Origin of the sequence: Pelagibacterium lentulum, from assembly GCF_003992625.1 — a bacterium.
GTDB classification, from domain to species: domain Bacteria; phylum Pseudomonadota; class Alphaproteobacteria; order Rhizobiales; family Devosiaceae; genus Pelagibacterium; species Pelagibacterium lentulum.
Genome location: NZ_RZMW01000037.1, coordinates 66,398 through 87,510 on the forward strand (window position 1 = coordinate 66,398; position 21,113 = coordinate 87,510).

The window sequence follows — 21,113 nt, forward strand, 5'->3', positions numbered from 1 at the left end:
GCCGCCCGGCGTGGCGGCTTCCTTTTTTGTCTTTGTTATTTCGGGGAGCCCAATGCCGACATCTTATGAAACCCGCCTTACCAATCTGCGCCAGCGGATGCGCGACACTGGCACCGATCTTGTCGCCATCGGGCCCTCGAGTCATATGCTCTGGCTGGCAAACCTTTCTCCGCATGGGGATGAGCGGCCGGTTCTCTTGCTCGTTAGCCAGAAGTTTGCTGGTTTTTTGATGCCTGCGCTCAATGTCGATAGCTCGCGCCAGCACACCGATCTGCCTATGTTCCCCTGGGCCGACGCCGATGGTCCGGACGCGGCGCTCGATCAATTGCTTTCGGCCTGCGAAATTGACCGCAGCGATGTCAGCGTTGTCATCGACGAAACCATGCGGGCCGACTTCGCGCTGCTGCTGCTGGATGCGTTGCCGGGCGCGCGGCGTACCTTTACCGATGAAACCGTTTCCTACTTGCGCGCGCGCAAGGATGGTGACGAATATGATGCGCTCAAGGCCAGTGCCTTGCTCAACGACAGGGCGATGCAGGCCGGGTTCGATGCGCTTAGGCCGGGCATTACGGAGCGCGAAATCGCCGAAGCCATACGTGCCTTTTACAAGGCCAATGGTGCCGTGCCGATGTTCACCAGTGTCTGCTTTTCGGGCAATGGCGCTTTCCCGCACCATCACACCGGCGAAACGCAACTCAAATCCGGCGACGCCGTGCTTATCGACATAGGAGCCCGCTATATGGGATATCCCAGCGATATGACGCGGGTTGGTCATGTCGGTGCTGCGCCGGAAAAGTTCACTGAAATTCACGCCATTGTCGACGCTGCGGTCAACGCAGCACTAGATGCGGCCAAACCGGGCGTTCCGGCCCGCGATGTCGATAAAGCTGCTCGCGATGTTATTGCCCAGGCTGGCTATGGCGATCGTTTCCTGCATCGTACGGGGCATGGACTTGGCCTCGATATTCACGAGCCGCCTTATATTACCGGTACGTCTGAAGTTGTTCTCCAAGAAGGCATGGTGTTTTCCATAGAGCCGGGTATCTATCTGCCCGACCATTTCGGCATAAGGCTCGAGGAAATCGTCATCCTGCGTGCAGATGGAGCGGAAGTGCTTTCCGAATTGCCGCGTTCAGCGTTCGTGCGATAAATCCGCGGCCGGATCAGTTAAGGGGCAGGATGACCCGGAAACGGGCCCCCTGTTCCTCGCCGACTGCCAATTCCAGCCGGCCGTTCATGCGTGCGATGATTTCCCGGCTGATCGGCAGCCCCAGGCCAGCGCCGGCAAACGGGCCGGTTTCGCCCAATCGTCCGCGATAGAACTTATCGAATATGCGTGGCCGTTCCTCTTCAGGAATGCCGGTGCCATTGTCCGCGACTTCGATGAGGTAATGATCGTCTTCCAGTCGCGATGAAATGGAAACAACCGGCTCTTTGGCATCGTTATATTTGATGGCGTTGGAGATCAGGTTGATCAGCACCTGGCTCAACCGATCCGGTTCTGCAGATAGGGAAATGTCCGATACCCGCGAGCTGGTTCGGATTTCTGTGCCGTTCTGCCGGGCAAGCGCATCGCAAACATGGAGCGCCTGATCGAGCGCGGCTTCAGGATCGGTCGGTATGTTTTCCCATGTCCGTTCGCCGCGCTCGAGCGCGGAGAGGTCGAGAATTTCGTCAAGGAGCGATGTGAGGCGCAGGCTTTCCTTGTGGATTGTGCCAACGAATTTTTCGCGTGCATCATCGGTCAGCGCCTTCTCTGAAAGCAGGATTTCCGAAAAGGCTCGGATTGCCGTCATGGGGGTACGGACCTCGTGGCTGACCTGGCTCAAGAATTCGTCCTTTTGCAAATCGACTTTGCGCAATTGCCGGTTTGCGATTTCAAGCTGGTCGGCGGTTGCGCGCAATTGCGCTGAAGTTCGTTCAAGCTCTTGGGAATATTCTATGGCTTGCTGGGTTTCATCGGCCATCTGCATGACTTCTTCGAGGCTGACGGCATCGCCCGAGACGACTTTCGAGAGCATGACATGGGCCGACGCTGCACCAATCGAGCCGGCCATTTCGCGCTCAAGCGTTCGGATGAATGCGGGGCTTGGTTCAAGGCTTGTCCAGGGCATCCTGGCTTGCTTGGCCTCCTCGGAAAACAGGGCAACGGCGCGGTCGTGGCCCAATACACGACGGGCGACCAGAAACAGATCGTCTGCGGTTGCCGTGCCCCGGATCGGGCTGGCGGCGGGTGCCGAGTTGGAGGCATTGAGGAAGAGAGCCGCCTGAACATGCTCAAGGGCCGATTGGCTGGTCATCAACGAACCCAGGATCAGGACGGTGGTATTGAGAAACAGGCTCCAGAACACAGCATGAGCGAGCGGATCGAGCCCTTCCATGCCAAAAAGTGCTTGTGGCCGCAGCCACCAGATGCCGAATGGCCCTTCGGCCATAATCGTTGCGACAAGCGGCGAGGACGAAGCAAAGGACGGCAGGAGACTGGACCAAAGCCAGATCAAAAAGCCAACCGCAATTGCCGCGATAGCGGCCTTGGCCGAAGCATCGCGCCAGAACAATCCCGCGATGATGGCGGGCAGGAACTGGGCAACACCGGTAAACGAGATCAACCCGATAGGGGCGAGCGCATCTGACGAGCGGGTGAAATAGAAGTAGCCGAAGCCCAGAAACAGGATCAGCACGATGGAGAGACGGCGTGCGTTGAGGATCAGGCGCCGCACGCCTTGACCATCGCCAATTCCCGCACCCGATGTGAGGCGCAGCATGACCGGAACGACAATATGGTTTGAAACCATGATCGAAAGAGCAATCGATTCCAGAATGATCATGGAGGTGGCAGAGGAAAATCCGCCGATAAAGGCAAATAGTGCCAAACCGTCCTGACCCACGGCCAGCGGCAGGGTCAAAACGAACATATCCGGATTCGAGCCTTGCGGCATGAAACTGAGGCCGAACAGTGCGATGGGCAGGGTAAACAGGCTCATTGCCAGCATATAGGCGGGAAAGGCCCAGCTTGCCGTACGCAGGTGCTTTTCGTCGGAGTTTTCGACAACTGTGACCTGAAACTGGCGTGGCAGGCAGATGATGGCCGCTGCCGCGAGGATCATCATTGCGATCCAGCGGTCGCCGAACGTGTCGGTGGCGTGGATCTGATGGCCCGCTCGCGCGGCATTGGCGAAAATCGGCTCGAGGCCACCACCGAGATAGATCACGAATACACCGACTGCGATCAGGGCTGCGAGCTTGACGATGGCCTCAAAGGCAATGGCGGCGACAACGCCATGATGCTGCTCCTTGGCGTCGACATTCCGGGTGCCGAACAGTATGGTAAAAAGGGCCATGCCTGCGGCCACGCCAAGGGCAAGTCCCACCTCGTCCCAGCCTTCAAGGCTGCCGCGCCCAGCTTCGGACGCGCCGGCAATTGCTTCGATCGAGGAGGTGATCGCCTTGAGTTGCAGAGCGATATAGGGCGCAATGGCGATCACAGCGAGGACCGTGATCAGCACCGCGAGCTTGCTGGATTTGCCAAAACGGGACGATACAAGGTCGGCAATCGAGGTGATACGCTGGTCGTGACTGATGCGCACGAGGCGGCGCAGGATGAACCACCAACCGACAAAAACGATGGTCGGCCCCAGATAAATGGTCAGAAATTCAAGGCCGCTACGCGCGGCCGTGCCGACCGCGCCGTAAAAGGTCCAGCTTGTGCAATAGACCGAGATCGAAAGTGTATAGACAAAAGGCGAGCGCAAAAAGCCGCCGGTGCGGTTTCGCGTGTGCCGGTCGCCAAGGAAGGCGATGAGGAACAACAGGCCGACATAGGCAATCGCGGTGGCAATGACGAAGTCGGCTGATAGAGTCATTGCGGCGGTTCCCGATGCCGCCCCGAGGGGGGCGTTTCCGCAGGCAATATCCGGCCAAACCAGCAGGCGCCCGCAACGAGGAAAATCCACATCGCAAACAGATAAACCGTCTCGATTGGCACGCCGAAGATCCGCCCTTCAAAGCGGAACAACCAGATCAACGGTGGCATCAATGCCAAGACCCCGAAGAGGGTGAAAAACAACGATGCTCCGACAATCTTGCGCCGGGTCATTTTGGTTTAGCTAACATTGCCGAGAACCGGCCCATTGATCAATGCGCGCACCGCTTCCACGACATCGGCATTGGCATATGGTTTGGTGATGAAGCCGTCCGCGCCCAACTCCAGCGCGATCTTGCGATCCTGTTGTTGCCCCTTGGCCGTCAAGACAAGCACGGGCAAGTTGCGGATCTGCGCATCAGCCCGAATTTGCTTTAAAACTTCAAATCCGTTGCGCTTGGGCAGCATGACGTCGAGCACAAGCACACGCGGGTTGAGCCGGCGCACCGCGTCAAGAACGGCTTCCCCATCCATTACCGATCCGATTGTCCAGCCCGCTTTTTGTAGAACGAAATCAAGGGCTTCAAGGATGCTCGGTTCGTCTTCGGCGATTAGAATATCTATGGCCAAATCTTTCCCCCTCCCGCTCCCTCCTCCAAGAGAACTTGCCTTCACATAAACGTAAAGCAAGCCATTCGCCAAGTCCCGGAATTGCAATGCGCCCAAATCAACTGCGGTGATCTGCCTCTATTGCTGGCCAGTAGAATGCGGGTTCAGCGAGCTTGCGTGCTCGGCATGAAGGGCGCTTCTTGGCGGCTTGCGCAGTCCATGCGCGAGCAAAGTCGGCATGTGGGTCCGACGAGAGTGTCCGCGTCCGTGTCCCTGAGATTCAGGCCATCGGCATAGACGGTCCTGTCGGCGTTGAGAATGTCGGTGGCGAGCAGAATAGCGCGGGGTAGGGGGGCGTCGTTGAAGCCTGAACTACGTCGCGCGACTGCCTTGGCAATGAAAAGATAGCGCGACCCATCGGCAAAGCGCACGATCTGGCGCACGACCGCGCCCTGCGTTCTGAACGCTGTATAGATGGCCCAGAGTGGGCAGGCGTGGCCTGTGTGCGGCAAGAGCAGGCCGGGCAGGGGAAAGTGTTTGGACAATCGACCGGCCGGCTCGGCGCGCAGAAAGCCGAAGGGCACTCCGGACTGGCCGATATTGCGCAGCGTAACCAGTCGATGGGCAATCTGTTCAAAGCTGGCGTTATACCGTTCGGACAGCGCATCGACATCGTAGCGAAGTCTTTCGGCATCGGTCAGGAATGCCTCATAGGGCAGAATTGCAGCGCCTGCGATATAAGACAGCAGGTAGCTGGCGGCCTGATCCCTTGCTTGCTCGCTGGACAGCATGGGTGTTTCGATTGCAGATCGGACGACATCCTGTCCGGTCAGTTGTGCCAATAGCCGCACGATTTGAAATTGCCGCGTCGATAGCGGAACAGTATTGCGGAACCAGAGGGTTTTTTCCGCGGTGTCATAGCCGAAGGCGCGCGCGCCGCCCCGTTGGCTCGAGCGTTCGATTGAGATTGCGTGCTCTTTGGCGAGCAGATCGGTGAGCGTTGTTTCATTGAATGGACCATAGGCGTCGATCTGCGAACGCAATCGATCCGCTGAGATTTCGAGGTCTGGAAAGTAATTGTCGGCGGCAAAGATCATGTCATCGACCTCGCGGCGGGCCGAGACGGTGCGTCCTGCCGCGCTGGCCTGGTCGAACTGTCCGATCAGTGTTTGGGCAACGCCGGTCAGACCCCGCGTCTCGCGTGTGATCGAGCCGAGAAAGCGCTGGCGCTCTTCTGCGCTGAGGTCGGCAATATCCTGAAGAATTTCCGCGCTTGAGCGGATCGCTGTGATGCCTGAGAGCACCTGATGGAGCAATTGGCTCAAAAGCGGATCGGAGCGCAATCTGTCTGCATAGGTCTCTGCGTTCTGGTTGGCATTGGAATAGGCGCGGTAGAGCCGCGCCATGTTCGCTGCCATGTCGGGACGGGTGGCCACCAGCGTGCGTGCATCGTCCATACGCAGGCGTGCTGCGCTGAGCACTGGATCGGCAAAGGCCTCGACAAGCTCATGGATCAGCCTGTGTTCGGCCTCGCCGGTGAGATCGGCAATGTCGATCTCAAGTTCCGCTGCGATTCTGTGGAGTAGCGTGCCGCCCACTTGCCGCTTGTTGGCTTCGATCAGGTTGAGATAGCTCGGTGAAATTCCAGCGGCGCGAGCAAGCGCTGCCTGCGAAATGCCGAGAGCCTTGCGGCGGGTGTTGATGCGTAACCCTATTGGTGCGCGCAATTTTTCGCCTACTCTGTCAACGTATTTACTGCTGAAAACTGAATTTAGTGCAACAATTTACAGAATTTCTTATTTATTACAATGGTGTATTGAATGCTTGTTAATGATTTCCGATAGTGTGGGCCGCGGTTGAGCGATCCGGCTGAGAATCGGGCCTCCGCGCTAAAGGAGGAGAATAATGAGCATATTGAAACGCGGCGTGAGCCGTCGCCGGGTGCTGCGCACAGGCATGGCTGGTATTCTGGCAACCGGCGTATCGCCAATGATCATTTCCAAAGGGGCATGGGCCCAGGATTTCTGCAACAACCCGGATGTGACCGGCAAGGTCGTGTTCGGGCTCAATCTGCCGTTGAGCGGCACTTATGCCGAAGAAGGCGCCGACCAGCAAAAGGCCTATCAGCTGGCCATTGAGCACATCAATGGTGAGGGCGATGGTGGACTGCTCAACGTGTTCCAGCCATCGGCGCTGACAGGCAATGGCATTTTGGGCAAGAAGGTCGAATTTGTGACCTCCGATAGCCAGACGCTTTCGGATGTTGCCCGTGCCGGTGCGACGCGCATGATCGAGCGCGACGGTGCAATCATGATCTCGGGCGGTTCCTCATCGGGCGAAGCCATTGCGGTGCAGAGCTTGTGTCAGGAACTGGGCGTCATTTTCATGGCGGGCCTGACCCATTCCAACGATACGACCGGCAAGGACAAGCGCCGTTACGGGTTCCGCCACTTCTTCAATGCCTATCAGTCCGGTATCGGCATCGCGCCGGTTCTTGCGCAGGCTTATGGAACCGACCGCCGGGCCTATCACCTTACGGCAGACTATACTTGGGGATGGACCCAGGAGGAATCGATCCGCGACGCGACCGAAGCACTGGGCTGGGAAACCGCCGAAACGGTGCTGACCCCGCTTGGTGCGGGTGACTTCTCGCAGTTTCTGACACCAGTTCTGAACTCAGGTGCCGACGTTCTGATTTTGAACCACTACGGCAACGATATGGTCAACTCTCTGACCCAGGCCGTCCAGTTCGGGATGCGTGACCGGCAGGCAAACGGGAAGAATTTCGAGATCGTGGTGCCGCTCTTTTCTGAACTTATGGCTAAGGGTGCTGGCGACAGCATCCAGGGTATTTTCGGCACGTCCAATTGGCACTGGAACCTTCAGGATGAAGGCTCGCAAGCCTTTACCCGCTCGTTTGGCGCGGCCTATGGCTCCCCGCCGTCCCAGGCGGCACATACCGCCTATGTTCAGGCACTGCTTTATGCGGATGCCGTCGAGCGGGCAGGGACGTTCTATCCGCCTGCGGTCATCGAGGCGCTCGAAGATTTCGAGTTCGACGGCATGGGCAACGGTCCGACCCTTTATCGTGGATCGGATCACCAGTGCATGAAATCGGTTCTTGTTGTGCGCGGCAATGATAACCCCTCGAGCGAGTTCGACGTGCTCGAAGTGGTGCAGGAAATCTCGCGCGAGGATAGCAGCTACGACCCGGCGATATTCGGCGGCGAGCTGGGCTCGGCAGAGCCTGTTCCTCAGTGCGCCTGAGATAGAAACACTGCCCTGCCGGCTTGTCGGCAGGGCGGATGCACATAGACATGCTGAGGGCGCTCCGGGAGGCCGGTAATGTTTGAAGTCATCTTTCTGCAATTTCTGAACGGGCTGGACAAAGGCAGCGCCTATGCGCTTATCGCGCTGGGGCTTACGCTTGTTTTCGGCACGTTGGGCGTTGTCAATTTCGCCCATGGCGCACTGTTCATGCTCGGCGCGTTTTGCGCGGTGCTGTTCCGGCGTATCCTGACCCTTGAAACAGTCACGATCGATCCTGAAAAGCTGTCGCCCTGGGGGCAGCCGCTGGAAATCCGTGAACCGCTGGTTCAGGCCTGGTTCGGGGAATTTGGCGCCGTGCTCGTCAATTATTCGGTGCCGATTTCGCTTCTGCTTGCCATTCCCATCATGCTGGTTATCGGCATTTCAATGGAACGCGGATTGATCAAGCATTTCTACAAGCGTCCGCATGCCGAGCAGATACTCGTCACCTTCGGGCTTGCAATCGTGTTGCAAGAACTGATCAAGGCCGGTTTCGGTCCCAATCCCATACCCCAACCGATGCCGGAGAACCTGCGTGGCGCTGCCGATATCGGTTCATGGCTGGGTATGCAGGCCAACGTCATTACCTATCCATGGTGGCGGCTGGTTTACTTCCTGTTCTCTGCTGCGGTGATCGGCGCGGTGTTCTGCTTCCTGCAATTTACGACTTTCGGCATGGTCGTCAGGGCCGGTATGGCCGACCGTGAAACGGTTGGGGTCCTGGGCATCGATATCGACCGGCGGTTTACCATCATGTTCGGTATTGCGGCTGTGGTCGCCGGTATGGCTGGCGTCATGTACACCCCGCTCCTGCCGCCCAATTATCATATCGGCATGGACTTCCTTGTGCTGTCGTTCGTCGTCGTGGTGGTCGGGGGCATGGGCTCATTGCCCGGTGCGGTAGCCGCTGGCTTCATGCTGGGCATTCTGCAGTCCTTTGCCTCGATGACGCAGGTCAAAGCAATTTTTCCCGGCATCGATCAGATCATCATCTACCTTGTTGCGGTGGTGATCCTCTTGGTCCGTCCGCGTGGTCTTCTGGGCCGCCGTGGCGTGATGGAGGCATAAATGACAAAGTTCATCTCACGTAAGGATCTGACACTCTTCATCAGCTTTACGGCCATCGTTCTGGCCCTGCCATTCCTGGCTGCGCCCTTTGGCGCAGCCTATCCCGACCTTTTGCAGCGGTTTATGATCTTTGGCATCTTTGCCATCGGGTTCAACATCCTGTTCGGCCTCACCGGCTATCTCAGCTTTGGCCATGCTGCCTTTTTCGGGGTCGGGTCCTATGCCGCCATGTGGTCGTTCAAACTGCTATCGACCAATGCAATACCGGCACTGATCTTCGCGGTGATTGTCGCAGGCATCTTTGCCTTGGTGATCGGGTTCGTTTCGCTGCGGCGTTCGGGTATCTATTTTTCGATCCTTACCCTCGCATTTGCCCAGATGAGCTACAATCTGGCGTATTCGGTGCTGACGCCGATTACCAACGGCGAGACCGGCCTTCGGATGGCCCTGAGCGATCCGCGCGTCCTGGACCGGATGTTTTTCGAGGTGCCGGCCGGTACGCCAGTGCCGAGTCTGTTCGGCGCCACATTGTCTGGTTGGAACGGCTTTTTCTTTTCGGCAGTGTTTCTGATTGCCACGTTCTTCCTGGCGATGCGGATCACCAATTCGCCGTTCGGGATGATGCTCAAGGGCATCAAATCCAACCAGAACCGGATGAACTATACCGGCTTCAATACACGCCCCTATACGCTTACCGCCTTTGTTATCTCCGGCATGTTGGCCGGGCTTGCCGGGGCCCTTCTGGTTGTTACCGATCCGTTGGCCGGGGCCGAGCGCATGCGCTGGACAGCTTCGGGTGAAGTTGTGCTCATGACCATCCTCGGTGGTGTCGGCACGCTTGTCGGCCCGGTGATTGGGGCATGGGTCATCAAATATTTCGAGAATATCTTCTCGTCGTTTAACAACAACATTCTCTACAACTTCTGGTCGTTCTTGCCTGAAGGCATGCAGTCCACGGTCGTTTACATCTCCAGCAAGTTTGTCGGCGAAGGCTGGCACCTGACGCTGGGGCTCGTCTTCATGCTGATCGTGATCTTCCTGCCCGGAGGCATCATGGAGGGCGCGCGCCGGATCGGTGCTCTGCTTGAGCGGATTTCCGGACGCACACGGTCACGTTCCGAACTTAAACCCACCGCAGCGGAATAGGAGGCGATTGCTATGCAGACCCCAGAGAATGTCGTTCTCCATGTAGCCGATGTGCATAAGCATTTCGGCGGCCTTCATGCCCTTTCGGATATCGACCTGCAGGTCGAGGAAGGCAAGACACACGCGATTATCGGCCCCAACGGGGCCGGTAAGTCCACCCTCCTCAATGTCATTATCGGGCGCCTCCCGCCATCAAGCGGAGCCGTTGTGTTCGACGGCACCGTTCTTACCGGCAAGAAACCCCATGAGATCAACCAGCTTGGCGTGGCCCGCGTTTTTCAGACCCCGGAGATATTTTCCGATCTTTCGGTGCTCCAGAACGTTATGACGCCAGCTTTCGCCCGTCGCGACGGCGCTTTCAAGATCAACATGTTCGGTCTTGTCGACAATGAGAATGACATACGCGCCGAAGCGGAAGCCATTTTGGACGATGTGGGGCTTGTCGAGCGCCGGGAAAGTCATGCAGGGGCATTGTCGCGCGGCGACAAGCGACGGCTGGAGCTGGCGATGTGCCTTATCCAGAAGCCGCGGCTGCTGCTGCTTGACGAACCCACTGCCGGCATGAGCCGTCACGACACCAACACCACGATTGAGCTTTTGAAAAAGATCAAGAGCCGCGGCATGACCAAGGTGATCATCGAACACGACATGCATGTTGTCTTTTCGCTTGCGGACAAGATTTCGGTTTTGGCGGGCGGCAAGATCATCGCTGAAGGCCTGCCCAATGAGGTTCGGGGGAATCCGAAGGTGCAGGAAGCCTATCTTGGAGGAGCGCACTAATGAATGCGATCTCGACGCAAATGACGGCGCAAACCGTCAACAACGACAATCAGGCAGCCTTTTTCTCGGTATCCGATGTTCATGCCTATTATGGCGAGAGCTATATCGTTCAGGGCGTTAGCCTGGATGTTGCGCATGGCGAAATTCTCGCTTTGCTTGGTCGCAACGGGGCGGGCAAAACCTCAACGCTCAGGGCCATTGCCCGTCTGGACGATCCGGCGCTGCAAAAGGGCGAAATCTGGCTCGACGGCCAGCCCGTCCATGCCATGAAATCGTTCGAGGCCGCGCGGGCTGGTATTCAGCTTGTGCCGGAAGATAGACGCATTATCCAGGGGCTGACAGTCGAGGAAAACCTGGCGCTCGCGCAGGTGGCACCAGGCGCCGGGTGGGATCTTGACCGCATTTATGGTCATTTCCCGCGTCTTGCCGAGCGCCGCAAGCAGGAGGGCACGACGCTTTCAGGTGGCGAGCAGCAAATGCTGGCCATCGCGCGGGCTTTGGCAAGAGACATCAAGCTCTTGTTGCTCGATGAACCGTATGAAGGTCTTGCGCCGGTGATCGTGCAGGAAATCGAACGCATTCTCCATGAAATCAAGGCGCTGGGCATTACGACGGTGATCGTCGAGCAGAATGCGGTGGCGGCTCTCAAACTCGCGGACAAGGCTGTGATTCTGGATACCGGCGAAGTCGCCTTCGCGGGGACCGCCAAGGACGTGCTCGACAATGAAGAATTGCGCCAGGAATACCTTGCAATCTAGGAGGACCAGCTCATGAACAGCCAGGCCCCGATTACCCGGCATTCCAGACTGACGCCGGAAAAGTTTGAAACGCTTTATGCAGCATCGCTTGCCGACCCGGAAGCCTTCTGGGCGGAACAAGGCAGAAGGCTCGATTGGATCAAGCCCTATACCAAGGTGAAAAATACCAGCTTTGCCTGGCCCGATATTTCGATCAAATGGTTCGAGGATGGCGAACTCAATCTCTCGGCCAACTGTATCGATAGGCATCTTGCCGATCGTGGCGACAAGATCGCGCTGATCTGGGAGCCTGACGATCCAAAAGACCGGGCGCTCAATATTACCTACAGGCAATTGCATGATGAAGTATGCCGCTTTGCCAATGTGCTGAAGCAATTGGGCGTCAGGAAAGGCCATCGGGTCACGATCTATCTGCCCATGATCCCGGCTGCAGCTTATGCCATGCTGGCTTGCGCGCGCATTGGCGCGGTGCATTCGGTTGTCTTTGGCGGGTTTTCGCCCGATGCACTTGCCGGTCGCATCAATGACTGCGACAGCGCCGTGGTCATTACGGCGGATGAAGGCAGGCGTGGAGGCAAGACGGTGCCGCTCAAGGCCAATGTCGATGCCGCGCTCGAGGATTGTCCGGGCGTTCAAAACGTGCTGGTCGTCGAAAATACCGGCAAGAAAATTGCCATGAAGAGCGAGCGTGACGTCTGGTGGCATGAGGCTGCCGCGGCGGTCGAGCCGTTCTGCGAACCCGAGCCGATGAATGCGGAAGACCCGCTCTTTATTCTTTATACGTCAGGTTCGACAGGGAAGCCCAAGGGCGTGCTGCATACGACCGGCGGCTATCTGGTATGGGCATCACTGACCCATGAAATGATTTTCGATCCGCGCTCCGATGAAGTCTATTGGTGTTCGGCGGATGTGGGGTGGGTTACGGGGCACACCTATATCGTTTACGGGCCACTCGCCAATGGCGTTACAACGCTGATGTTTGAGGGCATACCCTCTTGGCCCGATGCCTCGCGTTTCTGGCAGGTGGTCGAGCGCCATAATGTCAATATCTTTTACACGGCGCCCACCGCCATCCGCGCCTTGATGGGGGCAGGCAACCAGTATGTAGAAGCGGCGAACCTGTCGTCCCTGCGTCTGATCGGAACGGTGGGCGAGCCGATCAATCCTGAAGCCTGGCTTTGGTACCATAAGCATGTGGGCCAGAGCCGTTGCGAGATTGTCGATACATGGTGGCAAACGGAAACCGGCGGGTCGATGATAATGCCCCTGCCGGGCGTCATCGAGACCAAACCGGGTTCGGCGACCAAGCCCTTTTTCGGTGTGGAGCCAAAGGTGCTCACGCCCGATGGCGAGGTTATCGCACAAACACAGGCTCAGGGCGTGCTCGCCATCGCCGATAGCTGGCCCGGACAGGCGCGTACAATCTGGGGTGACCACCAGCGGTTCGTCGAAACCTATTTTTCCACCTATAAGGGCTATTATTTCACCGGCGATGGCGTGCGCCGCGACGAGGACGGCTACTATTGGATTACGGGGCGCGTCGATGACGTGCTCAACGTTTCCGGCCACCGGTTGGGTACGGCTGAAATCGAAAGCGCGCTTGTTGCCCATCCCAGCGTTTCGGAAGCCGCGGTGGTGGGCTATCCGCACCCGGTCAAGGGGCAGGGCATTTATTGCTATGTCACTCTGATGTCCGATGCTGCGCAGGACGACGATCTAGAGGCTCAGTTGCGCAACTGGGTGCGCAAGGAAATCGGGCCGATCGCAACTCCCGATCTTATTCAACTGGCGCCCGGCCTGCCCAAGACACGGTCGGGCAAGATCATGCGGCGCATCCTGCGCAAGATTGCCGAGAACGATTTCGGAAGTCTCGGCGATACATCGACGCTGGCCGATCCGGGCATCGTCGATCACCTGATCGAAAACCGCAAATATCGCTGAGACCACGCTACAGACAAGTTTTCGGAAGTATTTGTAAGAAGTTTTATCGGGCGGCATCAAATCAAGGTGCCGCCTGCTTTCACTTTTCTCCTTTGATCCGCATGATGCTGGACAACAGGTCCGGCTCCGCGTGTGCCAAGAGCGGTAACGTGTTAGTGTGCTGATCGTGCAAGGTTTTCCCGCAGGGGTTGCAGCAGAGCGCCGGTTTTATCCCAATCTGCGGGCATCAGCAGTCCACTATCAGCGATATTTTGTCCGTAAAGTCCCCGCAAATAGTACCCGGTTTCCGGTATCTGTGTGTGATTACGGTATTTTTTGCCCTTTAGGGCTTGATTGTTGGCATGGCCTTCTGAAATCATGGGCCTTATCCCAAGACTTGCAAAATTGTCATTTAATCAAAAGGGAGACCATCATGACTGCAAATGCTAAAGTTTATGGCAGCAAGACAGCCGCCGTTCTCGCAGCCGCGGGGGCGATGCTGGCCTTCTCCGCTGCGCCGACTTTTGCCCAGCAGCAATTTGTTACCATCGGCACCGGCGGCGTGACCGGGGTGTATTACCCGGCCGGCGGTGCGATCTGTCTCAATGTTAACCGAGGCCGCGCCGAGCATGGCATCCGTTGTTCGGCTGAATCGACAGGCGGCTCGGTGTTCAACCTCAACTCGATCCGCGAGGGCGAACTCAATATCGGCGTTGTACAGTCCGACGTGCAGTACAATTCGCTCAATGGCATCGAACAGTTCGATGGCACAGGTCCTTACGAAGACCTGCGCGCACTTTTCTCGCTGCATCCCGAGCCGTTCACGGTCGTTGCCCGTCCCGATGCTGGCATCGAGAGTCTTGAAGATCTTGTTGGCAAGCGCGTGAATGTCGGTAATCCCGGTTCGGGTCAGCGCAACACCATGGAACTGCTCATGGAAGAGTACGGCTGGACCATGGATGATTTCGCGCTCGCTGCCGAATTGCCTTCGCGGGAGCAGGCTCAGGCACTTTGCGACAATCAGTATGATGCGTTCGTTTTCACAGTCGGGCATCCATCTGGTTCGATTTCCGAGCCGGTGGCGACCTGTGGCGCAGTTCTGGTCAATGTGACCGGCGATATTATCGATCGTCTGGTGGAAGAAAACTCCTATTACTTCCATGCTACGATTCCGGCCGGCATGTATAACAACGAAGAAGACGTCCAGACCTTCGGTGTCGGTGCAACCGTTGTATCGTCCACCGATACGCCAGCGGATGTGGTCTATGAAGTTGTGAAGGCCGTGTTCGAGAACTTTGACGAGTTCAAGGCCCTGCACCCGGCATTCGGGGTGCTTGACCGTGAAGAAATGGTTTCGTCCGGCCTTTCCGCTCCGCTCCATGAAGGCGCACAGCGCTACTTCGAGGAAGCAGGGCTTCTCTGATAACAATGATGGCAGGCGCGATCGCGCCTGCCATTTCCGATAAAGCTGCCACCTGGAGCGTGTCCAGCAAAAGCCCAAACGGTTTTGCGGTTCGGGCACGCGACAAAACAAGGACTTGGAGCCAGGGATCTGATTAAATCAAATCCTGAACGGCTCTAAAGCAAGACGCAGCAGGGTTCGGGCTAAAGCATAGATGGGACGGCTCGCTGCCCCGTCGTTTTACGAAAGGGTCATTTGCGAGAGGGGCGACTGATGTCCGATGCTAAGGGTGCACAAGTGCCAGCCAATGGCATTGAGGGGGAAAATCCCCAGGATCTGGTTGCCGTAGCCGATACAGGCGCTCGCAATCCGGGCGGATTTTCAGCCAAGCTATTGTTTGGCGTTGCAATTGCCTGGTCCCTGTTCCAGCTTTGGATCGCCTCCCCGCTTCCCTTCATGGTCGCGCCGGTTATCGATCCGCTTCTGCGCGGCTTCTTTGGCATTTTCGGTGGGGAGTCGCGGGCAAGCGTTGTGTTCAACAGCACGCAAGCGCGCGCCATACATCTCGCTTTTGCCCTGTTTTTGGCATTTACTGCGTTTCCCGGCGCCATAAGGCGCACCGCAAGTCTGCCAATATTTGCGGCGATCTACGTTATCGCGGCTCTGGGATTTGCATATTACGCTGTTGTATTGGCCATGGGTGGAAACGCTCAGTGGATGGCCTTTACAGCTATGACGGCGATTGCGCTGCTTGCGGCCTATTCAGCCTGGAAGCCGACGCCGCTCGATACGGTCCCGCGAGTAGATTGGGTGCTTGCCGCCGCCGCCGCCTTTTGCGCCGCCTATCTCTATATCTTCTATTATGATCTGGCGCGGCGTCCGGGTGCGCCGACGCTGTTCGATCTGGTTGTGGCTGGCGCCGGCATGGTCTTGCTGCTTGAAGCGACCCGCCGGGCGCTTGGACCGGCCCTGCTTTGCATAGCGGCCATCTTCCTGTTCTATACATTTGCTGGGCCGTATATGCCCGATATGATCTCGCATCGCGGCGCCTCGTTTCAACGCGCCATGAGCCAGCAATGGCTCACTGCCGAAGGCGTTTTCGGCATCGCGCTCGGGGTGTCGACGAGTTTTGTCTTTTTGTTCGTGCTCTTTGGCGCATTGCTGGATAAGGCCGGGGCGGGCAATTATTTCATCAAGGTCGCTTTTGCGCTTCTGGGCCATTTGCGTGGCGGGCCGGCAAAGGCATCGGTGGTCGCTTCGGCCATGACCGGCATCATTTCCGGCTCTTCGATCGCTAACGTCGTAACAACCGGCACTTTCACCATCCCCCTGATGAAACGGGTCGGCTTCTCCTCGGAAAAGGCCGGTGCGATCGAAGTTGCAGGGTCGACCAATGGTCAGATTACGCCGCCGGTCATGGGTGCTGCGGCCTTTTTGATGGTCGAATATGTCGGTATCACCTATGTCGAAGTTATCCGGCACGCGCTTCTACCAGCTTTGCTTGCCTATGCAGGCCTTATCTATCTTGTTCACCTAGAAGCGCTGAAGCAGGGCCTTGAGGGGCTTCCCAAGCGCAAGATTACGCCCTGGTTCTGGAGCCTGTTTAGCTTCGGTATCACGTTGTGCAGCCTGATTGTTCTCGCTGCCGTGGTCTATTATGGCGTGGGCTGGACGCGAGATGTGTTTGGTCAAACGGCAAGCCTGATCATCCTTGTTGCCGTATTTGCCGCCTATCTGGGACTGCTGTGGCTGTCCGCGCGCGCGCCTGTGCTTGAGCTTGACGATCCCAACGATCCGGTTCTCGAATTGCCGGAAACCGGACCGACCGTGCGCAGCGGTTTGCACTTCCTGCTGCCGATCATCGTGCTGCTCTGGGCGCTTATCGTGGAACGCCTGTCGCCAGGCCTTTCGGCCTTTTACGCGGTTGCGTTCATGATGTTCATTCTCGTGACGCAGCGCCCGATCATTGCGCTGATGCGCAGGAGCGGCGAGATTGCTGCAGCAACACGCCAGGGCTTTTCAGAACTCGTTGAAGGCCTGGCCGCCGGTGCCCGCAATATGGTTGGCATTGGCGTTGCCACGGCATCGGCAGGTATCATCGTGGGCACCGTCGCCCAGACCGGCATTGGTGCGGTTCTGGTTGAACTGGTTCAGTTCATTTCAGGCGGCAATCTTCTGCTTATGCTGATGCTCACGGCATTTTTCTGCATCGTTCTGGGCCTGGGACTGCCAACCACGGCCAATTACATTATCGTTGCCACGCTGATGGCCCCCGTCATTGTCGAACTGGGCACACAGCAGGGGCTGGTTGTGCCGCTGATCGCGGTGCATTTGTTTGTTTTCTATTTCGGCCTGATGGCCGACGCGACACCGCCTGTTGGTCTAGCGGCCTATGCGGCTGCGGCGGTATCTCGGGGCGACCCGATCAAGACGGGGCTGACCTCGATCACCTACGACATCCGAACCATCATTTTGCCGTTCATTTTCATCTTCAACACGCAGTTGCTGTTGATCGGCATAGACAGTTGGATAACGCTGGTGAGCGTGGTCGTCTCGGGCTTTATCGGCATGCTTGCCTTTGCGGCAGGGACACATAGCTATTTCATTACACGCAGCAAAATCTATGAATCGGCAATCCTGCTGTTTGTAGCATTCACAATGTTCCGGCCCGATTTCTGGATCGACATGATTGACCCCCGATATGACGAACGACCCGTTGCGGAATTGATGGAGGTCGTGGAGTCCAAACCGGACAATGCCTTCCTCCGGCTTGAGGTTTCCGGTTTCACCATGATGGGCGATGAAATCACGCGCATTGTCATGCTCAATCTAGGGCCGCAGGCGCCTGGGGCCGATCGATTGCGCAATGCCGGGCTAGAAGTCATGGTCACGGACGATCAGGCCCAGATCATGAACGTGGCCTTCGGCAGTGAAGCGGAGCGCATGGGCGTGGATTTCGGCATGAACATCAATCGTGTGCTTGTGCCCAATCAGGATCGCATGGCTGACGAGATTGCTTATATCCCAGCGCTGATTCTGCTCGGTGGCGTTTATTATATGCAACGGCGGCGGCGCGCGACTGAGCCGAAAAAGATGAGCGCAACAAAAGCATAGGGAGGCCGGGATGTATAAGAATATCCTTGTGACGGTGGATCTGGCGCATCTCGACGAAGAGACCAAGGCCGTGCAAACCGTTGTAGAATATGCCAAGGCGTTCGGTGCACGTCTGCATGTGCTTACCGTCGTGCCCGATTTCGGGATGTCGATTGTCGGCGGTTTTTTTCCGGCCGACCATGAGAAGACGGCCGTGGCGAAGGCCAACGAAGACCTGCATGCCTTTACCGCCAGGGTCATTCCGCCGGAAATCCGGCATCGGCATATTGTCGATCACGGGGTGATCTACAAGATCATTCTGCACTACGCGCGTGAAACCGAGTGCGATCTGATCGTCATGTCTTCTGGACGACCGGATCTGGAGGAATATCTGCTCGGCCCCAACGCTGCGCGCGTGGTGCGACATGCGCGATGCTCGGTGCTGGTGGTGCGCACCTGAGTTTTTCCCGCTTTTCTTTTTGCGCAAAAGAGCTACCTCTTGGGCAGCCTGTTTCTGCTGGAGTTCTCGCGATGAAGTCGCGTTATGTTTTTCCCCGCCATACCAAGGCTGATCTGCCCATCGCGGTGGGTGGGGATGGCTGCTATCTGATCGATGCAGAGGGCAAACGCTATCTTGATGCGTGTGGCGGCGCGGCTGTCTCGTGTCTTGGCCATTCCGATCCGGATGTAGTGGCCGCGATCCAGAAGCAGGTCGGGGAAATGGCCTATGCCCATACCGCGTTTTTTACCAGTGGCCCCACAGAAGCACTGGCCGAAAAGCTGGTTTCGCTGGCCCCAGAGGGTATCGAGCGGATCTATTTCGTTTCCGGTGGCTCGGAAGCCATGGAAGCTGCGATCAAGCTGGCGCGGCAGTATTTTCTTGAGATTGGCGAACCCGAACGCAAGCATGTGATTGCCCGCTGGCAAAGCTATCATGGCAACACAATCGGTGCGCTTTCGGCAGGCGGCAATCGCTGGCGGCGTGAGCAATTCTCGCCTTTCATGGTCGAAGCTATGCATCATGTGTCGCCCTGCCGTGCCTGGCGCGACAAGCATGAAGGCGAATCCGATGAGGCCTATGGCGACCGGCTTGCAGCCGAACTTGAAGTGAAGATCCTTGAGCTTGGGCCCGAAACCGTGGCCGCCTTTCTGGCCGAACCGGTGGTGGGCGCCACCATGGGCGCGGTGCCGCCAGTTGCTGGCTATTTCAAGAAGATCAAGAATATGTGTGACCGGTATGGAATTTTGCTGGTTCTTGACGAAGTCATGTGCGGCATGGGGCGCACAGGAACGCTTTTTGCCTGTGAGCAGGACGATGTCGTGCCTGACATGATTGCCATCGCCAAGGGGCTGGGCGCTGGTTATCAACCCATCGGTGCGCTCATGGTATCGGGCAAGATTTACGATGCCATTGAAGCGGGAACCGGCTTTTTCCAGCATGGGCATACCTATCTGGGCCATTCGGTCGCCACGGCAGGCGCTCTTGCCGTGCTCGACAAGATCTCTTCGCCCGGAATGCTCGCCAATGTGCGCAAGATGGGCGCGCTGCTGATGGATCGCTTGCAGCATACCTTCGGTCAGCATCCCAATGTCGGCGACATTCGCGGGCGTGGGCTGTTTATCGGCATGGAGTTTGTCGCAGACTGCGCAAGCAAGTCGGCCTTTGCGCCGGAAAAAAAGCTGGCGGCCAAGCTCAAGGCGGCGGGTATGGTCAACGGGCTTATGTGCTATCCCATGAGCGGAACGGTCGATGGGGAGCATGGCGATCACTTGCTTCTGGCACCGCCTTTCATCATCGATGAAACCCATGTCGAGGAGATTGTCTCCAAGCTTGAAAAGAGTCTCGCGACGGCGCTGGCGCAATGAGCGAACCGGTATTGATCATGGCGGCGCCCAATGGTGCAAGGCGCACCAAGGCCGATCATCCGGCCCTGCCGATGACGATATCGGAGACGGCGCGCTGCGCGGCGCAATGTTTCGAGGCCGGTGCCTCGGCCATTCACGTGCATGTGCGCGATAGCGAGGGGCGCCATGTGCTCGATGCCGCTCTCTATCACGAGCTTATCGAAGCTATTGCGCGTGAGGCCGGGCCGGAACTGGTCGTTCAGATCACGACAGAAGCGGTCGGGCGCTACAGTCCCGCCGAGCAGCAATCGGTGGTACGTGCTGTAGGGCCGCAGGCGGTATCGGTCGCTCTGCGCGAAATGATACCCGATCCGGCGGTCGAGCCGTCGGCGGCTGAATTTTATGGCTTTTGCACGCGCGAGGATATTGCCGTGCAGCACATACTCTATGCGCCCGAAGAAATCGCCTGGCTTGCCGATTTGCAACGACGCGGCATCATTCCCGATGGACCGTCGTCAGCGCTCTTTGTGCTTGGCCGTTACAGTGCCGATCAGGAAAGCACGCCCGCCGATCTTGTTGCCTTTATGGAAGCCAAGCGGAAACAGGCCGGTTTGGCTTTGAACAGCTTCATGGTCTGTGCGTTTGGTAGGGGTGAATTGCCGAGCCTTGCGACAGCAATTGCCTTTGGCGGCCATGCGCGTGTCGGGTTTGAAAATTCGCTCTGGCGCCCCGATGGCGGCTTACGTGCCGATAATGCGGAAGGGGTCGGTGAAATTGCGCAGATCGCGCAGTTGCTGGGCTGCTCCCGGTCGAACCGGGAGCAAGCGTTGCACATTCTGGGCGCTGCTTAGTCCAGCGCGGCGACTGCAATGATTTCAACGCGCAGGTTGGGATCAGCGAGCCGGGCTTCATAGCAGGCGCGGCCAGCGGGATTGGCTGGGTCAATCCAGGCGTCATAAACCGAATTCATTGCCGCAAAGTCAGCAATGTTGGACAGCAGGACCTGAACGGAAAGCAGCTTGGATTTGCTCGATCCGGCTTCTGCCAGCAGGGCGTCGATCTTTTCGAGCACTTCCTGGGTTTGCACTTCCACCGAAGCGGTTGCCGTCTTGGCCACCTGGCCTGCGAGATAGACGGTGTTGCCGTGCTTTACAGCCTGGCTCATGCGCGGGCCGATATGAAGGCGTTCAATGCTCATTGGGCAGTCCTTTTCTTGCCTGGATGGTCAGAGCGTGTCCAGCAAAAGTGGAAACGGTTTTGCGGTTCGGACACGCGATAAAACAAGGGCTTAGAGCCGGGTTTTGATTCAATCAAATCCTGA

The 21,113-nt window shown here is 57.5% G+C and carries 18 protein-coding genes; 12 read left to right on the plus strand and 6 right to left on the minus strand.

Translation table 11 applies throughout. The annotated features are described in order from the left end of the window. Positions 1 to 52: 52 nt before the first annotated feature. Complete coding sequence (locus EO133_RS11040; protein WP_127072697.1) at positions 53 to 1,150, plus strand: M24 family metallopeptidase; 1,098 nt, start codon at positions 53 to 55, stop codon at positions 1,148 to 1,150. A gap of 13 nt (positions 1,151 to 1,163) precedes the next feature. Here the strand turns inward: EO133_RS11040 and EO133_RS11045 are convergent, their stop codons facing one another. The 4 genes from EO133_RS11045 to EO133_RS11060 form a co-directional block, all read right to left on the minus strand. Then, complete coding sequence (locus EO133_RS11045; protein ID WP_127072698.1) at positions 1,164 to 3,863, minus strand: sensor histidine kinase; 2,700 nt, start codon at positions 3,861 to 3,863, stop codon at positions 1,164 to 1,166. Then, a complete protein-coding gene (locus tag EO133_RS11050) occupies positions 3,860 to 4,096 on the minus strand; it encodes a hypothetical protein (RefSeq protein WP_127072699.1) in 237 nt (78 codons plus the stop codon). Before EO133_RS11050 ends, EO133_RS11045 begins: the two co-directional genes overlap by 4 nt. Before the next feature lie 6 nt (positions 4,097 to 4,102). Next, the gene (locus tag EO133_RS11055; protein ID WP_127072700.1) at positions 4,103 to 4,492 is read right to left on the minus strand and encodes a response regulator transcription factor; all 390 of its coding nucleotides are present in this window, start codon (positions 4,490 to 4,492) and stop codon (positions 4,103 to 4,105) included. A gap of 143 nt (positions 4,493 to 4,635) precedes the next feature. After that, positions 4,636 to 6,198 carry a helix-turn-helix domain-containing protein gene (locus EO133_RS11060; RefSeq protein WP_127072701.1) on the minus strand — a complete coding sequence of 521 codons (1,563 nt, stop codon included), beginning with the start codon at positions 6,196 to 6,198 and terminating at the stop codon, positions 4,636 to 4,638. Positions 6,199 to 6,376: 178 nt separating this feature from the next. Here EO133_RS11060 and EO133_RS11065 point away from each other — a divergent pair, with 178 nt between their 5' ends. The 6 genes from EO133_RS11065 to acs all read left to right on the plus strand — a co-directional run bounded on the left by EO133_RS11065 (position 6,377) and on the right by acs (position 13,473). After that, positions 6,377 to 7,738 (plus strand): substrate-binding protein, encoded by a 1,362-nt coding sequence (locus EO133_RS11065; protein WP_127072702.1) that lies wholly within the window; start codon positions 6,377 to 6,379, stop codon positions 7,736 to 7,738. Between the two features lie 78 nt (positions 7,739 to 7,816). Next, complete coding sequence (locus tag EO133_RS11070) at positions 7,817 to 8,848, plus strand: branched-chain amino acid ABC transporter permease (RefSeq protein ID WP_127072703.1); 1,032 nt, start codon at positions 7,817 to 7,819, stop codon at positions 8,846 to 8,848. Beyond that, positions 8,849 to 9,994, plus strand: coding sequence for a branched-chain amino acid ABC transporter permease (locus EO133_RS11075; protein WP_127072704.1), 1,146 nt, complete (start codon positions 8,849 to 8,851; stop codon positions 9,992 to 9,994). A gap of 12 nt (positions 9,995 to 10,006) precedes the next feature. Further along, positions 10,007 to 10,774 carry an ABC transporter ATP-binding protein gene (locus EO133_RS11080; protein ID WP_127072705.1) on the plus strand — a complete coding sequence of 256 codons (768 nt, stop codon included), beginning with the start codon at positions 10,007 to 10,009 and terminating at the stop codon, positions 10,772 to 10,774. Next, positions 10,774 to 11,532, plus strand: a complete 759-nt coding sequence (locus EO133_RS11085; RefSeq protein WP_188681868.1) for an ABC transporter ATP-binding protein — start codon at positions 10,774 to 10,776, stop codon at positions 11,530 to 11,532. Before EO133_RS11080 ends, EO133_RS11085 begins: the two co-directional genes overlap by 1 nt. Before the next feature lie 12 nt (positions 11,533 to 11,544). Further along, positions 11,545 to 13,473, plus strand: coding sequence for an acetate--CoA ligase (gene acs, locus EO133_RS11090; protein WP_127072706.1), 1,929 nt, complete (start codon positions 11,545 to 11,547; stop codon positions 13,471 to 13,473). Between the two features lie 152 nt (positions 13,474 to 13,625). On the opposite strand, the gene EO133_RS11095 is transcribed toward acs, so the two are convergent. Then, the gene (locus EO133_RS11095) at positions 13,626 to 13,832 is read right to left on the minus strand and encodes a hypothetical protein (protein ID WP_127072707.1); all 207 of its coding nucleotides are present in this window, start codon (positions 13,830 to 13,832) and stop codon (positions 13,626 to 13,628) included. A gap of 53 nt (positions 13,833 to 13,885) precedes the next feature. Here EO133_RS11095 and EO133_RS11100 point away from each other — a divergent pair, with 53 nt between their 5' ends. The 5 genes from EO133_RS11100 to EO133_RS11120 all read left to right on the plus strand — a co-directional run bounded on the left by EO133_RS11100 (position 13,886) and on the right by EO133_RS11120 (position 20,643). Then, positions 13,886 to 14,875, plus strand: coding sequence for a TAXI family TRAP transporter solute-binding subunit (locus EO133_RS11100; protein ID WP_127072708.1), 990 nt, complete (start codon positions 13,886 to 13,888; stop codon positions 14,873 to 14,875). A gap of 252 nt (positions 14,876 to 15,127) precedes the next feature. Next, complete coding sequence (locus EO133_RS11105; RefSeq protein WP_127072709.1) at positions 15,128 to 17,968, plus strand: TRAP transporter permease; 2,841 nt, start codon at positions 15,128 to 15,130, stop codon at positions 17,966 to 17,968. 10 nt (positions 17,969 to 17,978) lie between these two features. Further along, on the plus strand, positions 17,979 to 18,407 hold the full coding sequence (locus EO133_RS11110) for a universal stress protein (protein WP_127072710.1): 429 nt from the start codon (positions 17,979 to 17,981) through the stop codon (positions 18,405 to 18,407). 71 nt (positions 18,408 to 18,478) lie between these two features. Continuing rightward, positions 18,479 to 19,813 (plus strand): aspartate aminotransferase family protein, encoded by a 1,335-nt coding sequence (locus EO133_RS11115; RefSeq protein WP_127072711.1) that lies wholly within the window; start codon positions 18,479 to 18,481, stop codon positions 19,811 to 19,813. After that, positions 19,810 to 20,643, plus strand: a complete 834-nt coding sequence (locus EO133_RS11120; RefSeq protein WP_127072712.1) for a beta-keto acid cleavage family enzyme — start codon at positions 19,810 to 19,812, stop codon at positions 20,641 to 20,643. The genes EO133_RS11115 and EO133_RS11120 overlap by 4 nt, the downstream gene beginning before the upstream one ends. Here EO133_RS11120 and EO133_RS11125 read toward each other — a convergent pair. Further along, entirely contained in the window at positions 20,640 to 20,990 is a 351-nt protein-coding gene (locus EO133_RS11125; RefSeq protein ID WP_127072713.1) for a RidA family protein, read from the minus strand. The genes EO133_RS11120 and EO133_RS11125 overlap by 4 nt on opposite strands. Between the last annotated feature and the right edge of the window lie 123 nt (positions 20,991 to 21,113).

What these genes read in the sequence shown, in the direction of transcription:
- EO133_RS11040 (WP_127072697.1), top strand. Translation starts at nt 53, where the DNA reads ATGCCGACATCTTATGAAACCCGCCTTACCAATCTGCGCCAGCGGATG.
- EO133_RS11045 (WP_127072698.1), bottom strand. Translation starts at nt 3,863, where the DNA reads ATGACTCTATCAGCCGACTTCGTCATTGCCACCGCGATTGCCTATGTC.
- EO133_RS11050 (WP_127072699.1), bottom strand. Translation starts at nt 4,096, where the DNA reads ATGACCCGGCGCAAGATTGTCGGAGCATCGTTGTTTTTCACCCTCTTC.
- EO133_RS11065 (WP_127072702.1), top strand. Translation starts at nt 6,377, where the DNA reads ATGAGCATATTGAAACGCGGCGTGAGCCGTCGCCGGGTGCTGCGCACA.
- EO133_RS11070 (WP_127072703.1), top strand. Translation starts at nt 7,817, where the DNA reads ATGTTTGAAGTCATCTTTCTGCAATTTCTGAACGGGCTGGACAAAGGC.
- EO133_RS11075 (WP_127072704.1), top strand. Translation starts at nt 8,849, where the DNA reads ATGACAAAGTTCATCTCACGTAAGGATCTGACACTCTTCATCAGCTTT.
- EO133_RS11080 (WP_127072705.1), top strand. Translation starts at nt 10,007, where the DNA reads ATGCAGACCCCAGAGAATGTCGTTCTCCATGTAGCCGATGTGCATAAG.
- EO133_RS11085 (WP_188681868.1), top strand. Translation starts at nt 10,774, where the DNA reads ATGAATGCGATCTCGACGCAAATGACGGCGCAAACCGTCAACAACGAC.
- acs (WP_127072706.1), top strand. Translation starts at nt 11,545, where the DNA reads ATGAACAGCCAGGCCCCGATTACCCGGCATTCCAGACTGACGCCGGAA.
- EO133_RS11095 (WP_127072707.1), bottom strand. Translation starts at nt 13,832, where the DNA reads ATGATTTCAGAAGGCCATGCCAACAATCAAGCCCTAAAGGGCAAAAAA.
- EO133_RS11100 (WP_127072708.1), top strand. Translation starts at nt 13,886, where the DNA reads ATGACTGCAAATGCTAAAGTTTATGGCAGCAAGACAGCCGCCGTTCTC.
- EO133_RS11105 (WP_127072709.1), top strand. Translation starts at nt 15,128, where the DNA reads ATGTCCGATGCTAAGGGTGCACAAGTGCCAGCCAATGGCATTGAGGGG.
- EO133_RS11110 (WP_127072710.1), top strand. Translation starts at nt 17,979, where the DNA reads ATGTATAAGAATATCCTTGTGACGGTGGATCTGGCGCATCTCGACGAA.
- EO133_RS11115 (WP_127072711.1), top strand. Translation starts at nt 18,479, where the DNA reads ATGAAGTCGCGTTATGTTTTTCCCCGCCATACCAAGGCTGATCTGCCC.
- EO133_RS11120 (WP_127072712.1), top strand. Translation starts at nt 19,810, where the DNA reads ATGAGCGAACCGGTATTGATCATGGCGGCGCCCAATGGTGCAAGGCGC.
- EO133_RS11125 (WP_127072713.1), bottom strand. Translation starts at nt 20,990, where the DNA reads ATGAGCATTGAACGCCTTCATATCGGCCCGCGCATGAGCCAGGCTGTA.